The 6,651-nt window shown below is 32.7% G+C and carries 6 protein-coding genes; 2 read left to right on the top strand and 4 right to left on the bottom strand.

Annotation, left to right across the window (positions count from 1 at the left end; all coding sequences use genetic code 11):
• Nucleotides 1–152: 152 nt before the first annotated feature.
• The 3 genes from IGQ45_10770 to IGQ45_10760 all read right to left on the bottom strand — a co-directional run bounded on the left by IGQ45_10770 (nucleotide 153) and on the right by IGQ45_10760 (nucleotide 3,784).
• Nucleotides 153–1,472 carry a DUF3370 domain-containing protein gene (locus tag IGQ45_10770; protein ID MBF2057673.1) on the bottom strand — a complete coding sequence of 440 codons (1,320 nt, stop codon included), beginning with the start codon at nucleotides 1,470–1,472 and terminating at the stop codon, nucleotides 153–155.
• Between the two features lie 169 nt (nucleotides 1,473–1,641).
• Nucleotides 1,642–2,298 (bottom strand): DUF3782 domain-containing protein, encoded by a 657-nt coding sequence (locus IGQ45_10765; protein MBF2057672.1) that lies wholly within the window; start codon nucleotides 2,296–2,298, stop codon nucleotides 1,642–1,644.
• A gap of 136 nt (nucleotides 2,299–2,434) precedes the next feature.
• On the bottom strand, nucleotides 2,435–3,784 hold the full coding sequence (locus IGQ45_10760) for an AMP-binding protein (protein ID MBF2057671.1): 1,350 nt from the start codon (nucleotides 3,782–3,784) through the stop codon (nucleotides 2,435–2,437).
• 253 nt (nucleotides 3,785–4,037) lie between these two features.
• On the opposite strand from IGQ45_10760, the gene IGQ45_10755 reads away from it, so the two are divergent.
• The gene (locus tag IGQ45_10755; protein MBF2057670.1) at nucleotides 4,038–4,664 is read left to right on the top strand and encodes a CPP1-like family protein; all 627 of its coding nucleotides are present in this window, start codon (nucleotides 4,038–4,040) and stop codon (nucleotides 4,662–4,664) included.
• 197 nt (nucleotides 4,665–4,861) lie between these two features.
• Nucleotides 4,862–5,638 (top strand): tetratricopeptide repeat protein, encoded by a 777-nt coding sequence (locus IGQ45_10750; protein ID MBF2057669.1) that lies wholly within the window; start codon nucleotides 4,862–4,864, stop codon nucleotides 5,636–5,638.
• A gap of 78 nt (nucleotides 5,639–5,716) precedes the next feature.
• Here IGQ45_10750 and IGQ45_10745 read toward each other — a convergent pair whose 3' ends face one another.
• Complete coding sequence (locus IGQ45_10745) at nucleotides 5,717–6,598, bottom strand: GIY-YIG nuclease family protein (GenBank protein ID MBF2057668.1); 882 nt, start codon at nucleotides 6,596–6,598, stop codon at nucleotides 5,717–5,719.
• Between the last annotated feature and the right edge of the window lie 53 nt (nucleotides 6,599–6,651).

Genomic DNA, 6,651 nt, shown 5'->3' with positions numbered 1-6,651 from the left:
ATGAATTATGAATTATGAATTATGAATTATGAATTATGAATTATGAATTATGAATAATTAATTATCTTCCTCTGCTTCCCTTTCACCCTTTCACCCTTTCACCCTTTCACCCTTTCACCCTTTCACCCTTTCTCCCCTTCTCCCCTTCCTCCCTAAGAGGGATTGGTGGTGATAGTCAAAACTTGGGGAGGAGTAGCATCGGGAGGGTAAAGAAACTCTACTGATACCAAGCGGTTACTCTCAGGAGGTAAAGTTAGAGTGAGTAAATCTTCTCCCTGTTGCCCTCTGGTTTGTACTAAGTGAAAATAACGCCAACGGGGTATATTTTGCTCATCGTTATACTTTACTTGCACCATGCCCCGAAAAAACACCTGATTAAATTCGCCATATTCGATGGTAGGTGCATCAGTTTTCAATGGTGTAGAAATATTTATTTTCACGGTTTTCGGTGTATTGTGGGGATTACTCAGGGGTAAAGTGAGATTATATTTAACTCCGTAGTTGCCATGGGCGCTGTAAGCCGTGTCATCATAGCGCACGTCGAGGGGCGCTGTTTGAATTTGCCCTGTGCCAAATGTGCCTCCCACTAAGCTACTGAGGGGATAAACAAATTTTTGATCTGCTTTAGGAATGGTTAAAATACGACTGTCAGGGGAGTCTAATAAGTCAGCCTTCCACTCATTACCGATGGCAACTCCAGCCACTCGTCCGTAAATAATATTTCCGCCACTGTTGGGGGCGGAGGGCGCTCGATCTCTAGGGCTTGATATATTTCCATTCCGTAGCAATTCTTCCCATTGAGAAAGGCTAGGGGGATTATCTTCCCCTTCTCCATACATGGCTAAACTAGCTAAATGTACTTTCCCATCGCTGTTAATTTGTACATAACTAGAGCGCCCGTTGAGTTTTGGCTCAAGATTTTGTACTGGAATAGGCAATGATAATATCATCCTACTACTTTGAGGGGGTATCGTCAAGAGGGGAGGGAAAATATCTTGTCTTTTCCGTTGTAAGATGTCTCCCATGACTCGACTGCCGGGACCTGCGAAGGCGGTGCGACTTTCGATTTGGGGTGGCAATTTGACAAAGGGGGCATCGGGCTGACTGAGGTAGGTAGCGCCCGTCAAAATATTTAAGTTAACTGGTTTATCGCTGGGATTGTGAGCAATTACACCTAAGTAAAGAGTTCTAGTATCGTCTGGTGTCACTGCTTTTGCCACATGGTGCGCAAAAATATCAAATCGACCCTCAAAAGTATAAGGGAGATGGGCGCTGGGATGTTTTTTCCCTTCTTGGGGGAAAGTGGATAACAAAATACCTTCTGCTAAAACTAATTCGGGGCTATTGCTATTAAAGACGGGAATTTGATTTAATTCTCCATTTAATGGTCTAATTATGGGAGTTTGAGCGATAATTTGCTCCGATGATAGAGTTAAGGGAGGAGCAAAAAATAAACTTAGTAGTTCTAACATATTGTAATTCTATGTTCTTTTTGAAAATTATCTTATCACAGAAGGCAAGAGGCAAAAGGGGTGATAATAATTCATTGCCCTCACAACACCGCTTTTTCAACACCCCCTATTTAGTATCTCCACAAAATATTTTAACTAGCAAATTTATTTCAACAATTTTTAAATCATTCTACCAACTTTTTGGTTGAAAATTATCTCCGTTTAAAATAGTTATATTTTCTCCCGTTTGTGCTAAAACAAATAGCCCTTGACGATAAGCATATTTATGAGCGCCCCCCTCCATTTCTATTCCTGCTACTGCTCCGTATAATTCTTTATCTTTATATTCGGGAAAAAATTCCTTAAATTCTCGTAAATCTATGATAAATTCTTTCACATCTTCTACACTTAAACTGCTTTTAACTTCCACCGCTAAAATATGATTTTCATTAGTAACTAAAATATCAATTTCCAGAATTTTATTAGCTAATTTTTTCTTAACTCTTTGACTCACTTGATGTACAGGAATACCACGATTAATGAATAAACTTTCGCAGGAGGGCGCTACCATATTTTCCACAAAGCGCCCCCAGCGCCCGCCCAACGCACCAATTTCTTTACTTAATCTACTAATTTGCAAATCCGTTTTTTGCATACGCCTGTCTGTTTCTTGAAAGAGTTGCTCTGTTTTCAATGATTCTTCTTTGAGAATACGCTCTGTTTCTTGAAAACGTTGATTTGTTTCTTGAAAACGTCGCTCTGTTTCTTGTTGAGAAACCACTAATTCATTTTGTTTTTTGCTCACTTCCGCTAAAATTTCCCACACATCATCCATAGTTGTAGCCATGATATTTTTCTTTTTCAGTTTTTGATAAGTTTATTTATTTTAACAAATTTTTGCTTGGAAATTATCTCCATTTAATATAGTTATGTCTTATCTCCTTTGTGCTAAAACAAATAACCATTAACAATAAGCATATTTATCAGCGCCCGTCACCATTTTTAACAAATTTTTCTAACCATTTAATATCTATTTTGCCTTGATTATTGTAAATGATTTTATCACAGTTATACCATAATTTAGGTATTTTATAACCTGATATTTTATCTTTAATTTTATTTTTAATTTCTTCATTCTTAATACTATTAGTAATAGGAGTATAAACAGCAGTAATAACTTCTCCCCAATAATCATCTTTTGTAGCAAAAACAACCACATCTTTGACTAACTTAGTTGCGAAGATAACTTGCTCAATTTCCAAAGGATAAACATTTTCTCCTCCAGTAATTATTTTCTGATTATTTCTACCTATTATATGTAAATATTGTTGTGAATCTTGATGACCAATATCATCAGTAATAAATACTTTAATCTTTTTTCGTTGAGGATAATATCCTTGAAAAAGAGAAGTAGATTTTATCGCAACTACTCCAGTTTTTTCGGTTGATAAATGTTTTTGTATCAAAATTTGAGCATGGGGTAAACATTGACCATTACTATTATTTCCAGCTAAAAAATCATCAGGTTTTAAAATAGTAATTCCTGACGCTGTTTCTGTCATACCGTAGGTTAAAGCTAGATTAATTTGCTGATGACGACAACTATCTTTTAATGTTTCAGAGGTAGCACTTCCCCCTACTAAAATTGTTTGAAAATGTTTTAACCATTGTGATTGATTCTCTAAAATAAATTTTAATTGAGTTGGCACAAGAGATATAAAAAAATCATCATAAATATAATTAATTTGAGTTGCTTTTTTTATATCTTGATAAGATGTAATAACTATTTTTCCTTTACTATAAAATGATCTAACAATTTGCATTAAACCGCTAACATGATAAAGGGGTAAACAACAAAAGGAGTTAATATTTTCTATGTGCCAAAATCTTTTAAAACTTTCAGCAGAAGCGGTTAAACTTTCCCAAGTATGAATGGCAAATTTGATTTTTCCTGATGTGCCTCCCGTAGGAATCATTATCCCTGCAAACTTAGGTTTTAATCCATGATATTGTAGCCAATTTAGTGATTTTAATTTATTTTGACTGTCAAAGATAATTTCTGGTGTGATGATTTTTGTTACTTGTACTAATTCTTTTTCTTGCCAATGGGGATTTAAAAGAAATACACAAGACTGAGTGATTATACTAGCGAGGAGGGCGCTGGTAAATTCAAGGGGATTTTCCTCGCAAATAGCGATAATATTTATGTTATTACTGTAAGATTTAATTTGCTTAATTTTGTTTTCTGTAGCGATAATTAAATCATTTTGGGGAATATTAATAATTAATTCCTGAGAGTATAATCTTTCTAAGATATTATGTTGATCATCCATTAGTGTAACTGTCGATTAGCAATCTTATTGTTTGTTGTGAAAGTTATCAAAAACCTCGAACATATTAAAATTTTTCAAAAAATAGCATTTTTCTAACGTATTTTAGGCATAAGCGCCCGAATACAGTCGATTTCTATTATAAATCCTCAAAAAGTCCAAAGTAATTATTGATTTATTAAAAAATTGAGGTGAACAAAGATTAAGATGATGTAAGATATAATATAAAAACAAAAATGGAGGCTAAGGAGCGCTAATGGGTGATTTCAGTCCTTATGAAACACTAGGAGTAACGGAATCTGCATCTTTTGAAGAAATCCAAACCGCAAAACAAAACTTAGAAAGACTGCATGAAGGAGAGACGAAACTGTTAGAAACTATTGATATGGCTTATGATGCTATTATCATGGAGCGTTTGCGCCTAAGACAAGAAGGTAAAATTAAAGTACCTGAACAAATTCGCTTCCCAGAGAAAGTCACCCCTGCCCCCAAACTATCTCCCAATTACCCCCGTATAAATGCTCAAACTCCCCCATGGTTACAAAATGTAGTCGATCAGCCTACAGTTAAAGAAATTGCAGTGAGTGGTAGTATTTTTACTGTTTTAACTGGGATTAGTCTTTTTAGTCAAGACCCCCAAACTTTACCTCTCTTATTAACTTTGGGAGTGGCTACCAGTTGTGTGATTTTACTAAGAAAAAATGGTCGGTTTTGGCGCGCTGTAGGTTTAACTTTTGCTTCTTTTGTGGTAGGGGTTTTATTTAGTTCTCTTATTTTTAATTTACTGGTTAATTCTGGTTTAATGATTAATTTTTCTTCTGAACAATTTGTGAGTTTTATTACTTTCTTTTTATTGTGGTTAGTTAGTAACTTTACTCGTTAATTATCTATTCTTTTCCCTTGCTCTACTAGGGAAAAAGTCTTACCTTTATTTCTGTATGTTTTAGTATATTAAGATCAAGTATTTAAATTGACAAGATTAAACAGTAATCTATCTATGATACAATTTTGTTAATTAGTGCGATTTTATTCAAGGCTCAATTAAATACACCGAATATTAGTTAATAGTGATGAATAATCATGAGCAAACAAAAAAATTATTATAGATTAGGTGTGCTGTGTGCTGAAAATGAAGATTGGGAAGAAGCATTAAATTATTTTAGTAAAGCAATAAAAATAGACCCAAATTTTGCTGATGCTTATTTTTACAGAGGAACAATTTTAGAAAAACAAGGTTTTTTTCAAAGGGCAGAATCAGATTTTAGGAAATATAATGAATTGAAGGGAAAAAATTTTACTACTAATACAAATTCTTTTAATCATATCAACAAAGGAAACAATAATCTCTCTAAAATAGGTTTTTTAAATAACAAATTTGCTTTTATCTGTATAATATTTAGCAGTATTTTATTTTTATTTTTGATAACAAATATTCGTAAAAATCTAAAATTTTTACAAGCAATAAATAATTATTTTGATGAGAATGTACAATCCCAAAACTCTTTAGATTTAACAAAAGAAGTTTTTGACAGTTATGGTGGCGACGTGAAAGCCATACAGACAGGACAAGTATTTTGTCAGTTTATGAAACAAGAATTTCCTATAGCCAATCAATTCAATATTTCAGAGCAGGAATTAAAAGAAAATGCAGGAGAATATATAGCATTTTTAATACACACAACATCTTTAGTTGGTGAGTATTTCTCACAAGGAGATAGTCCTAGTTTTTATAGTATTCTGCAAGGTAATATCAATCGCGATCAGCCCCCAGAAATAGCATCTATTGCTAGTGCGATTACCTATTCCGCAGTTGAAGTTTATTGTCCAAAATATAAACAATTATATCGGTTAAAATGATCAATTTTAACCAAAAATTAACTCAAAATTTTAGATAACTTACGAGGGCTTTGTAACTTAATTGATAATAAGTAATTGTTAAGATTTTTGCCAATTTTTCCACAGTAAAGGAATTGGATCAAGATTAATCTCTAAAGGACAAATGGAGTCTAGCCCTCTAACTATAGAACAATAATGAGGATGATTAATCATTTCTAAAAAATTATTTTCTAATATTGCTCTCGTTTTTATTCCAGCTAATCTATAAGGCATACATTTTGTTTCTAAAAAATCAAGCTGATATATCCCTCTTTGTGGAGTTATATCGATAACAACACCATTACAAAATATTTGCCAATGATTATTATAAGCACGATTTTCTTTTCCCTGTTGTCTATGTTCTCGACTACCAATTCTATTAATAATACCAGAAGTTATAGTATTATATTTTTGCCATTTAATTTTTAAATATTTATCTTTATTTTCTTTTTTAAAATTTTTAATAACAGCCGCCGCACCTTTAGCTGTTGTATTGGTGGCATCATATTTAAGATAAATAGTAGTTAGAGAATTTTGAGTTGATTTTTTTTGTCCTATTAAATAGATTTTTTTAGCTATTTTGCTTAGTAAGATTTTAAAAGTAATTTCGGAAGGTATAAGATTAGGGCTTATTACTTTTGTGTTATTTAATAATGGTTTATACAAGTCTATAAAATATTTTTCAGCTAAATCTAAATCATCTTCACTCCACATTAACCAAGCTATTTTTACGGGGTATTTTTGATTAATTTCTTCTAGTTGGTATTTTCGATGATGGGTTTTCCATCTTTGCTGTATATTTTTTGCTTGACCAATATAGTGGATAATATTTTTGGAATCATAAGCAAAATAAATACCGCTACAATGTGGCAAAAAATTTAAGTCGTCAAACGAAACATAGGGTAAATCGGTAAAATATGTTTTAAATAAGCTAGTTTGCATTTAAGTCGTTAGGAGAAGGTAAGCAAAATTTAGTTTTAACTTTAAAAACTTAA

The organism is Cyanobacterium sp. T60_A2020_053 (assembly GCA_015272165.1).
GTDB lineage: Bacteria > Cyanobacteriota > Cyanobacteriia > Cyanobacteriales > Cyanobacteriaceae > Cyanobacterium.
This window is presented reverse-complemented; position numbering and strand designations above follow the sequence as displayed.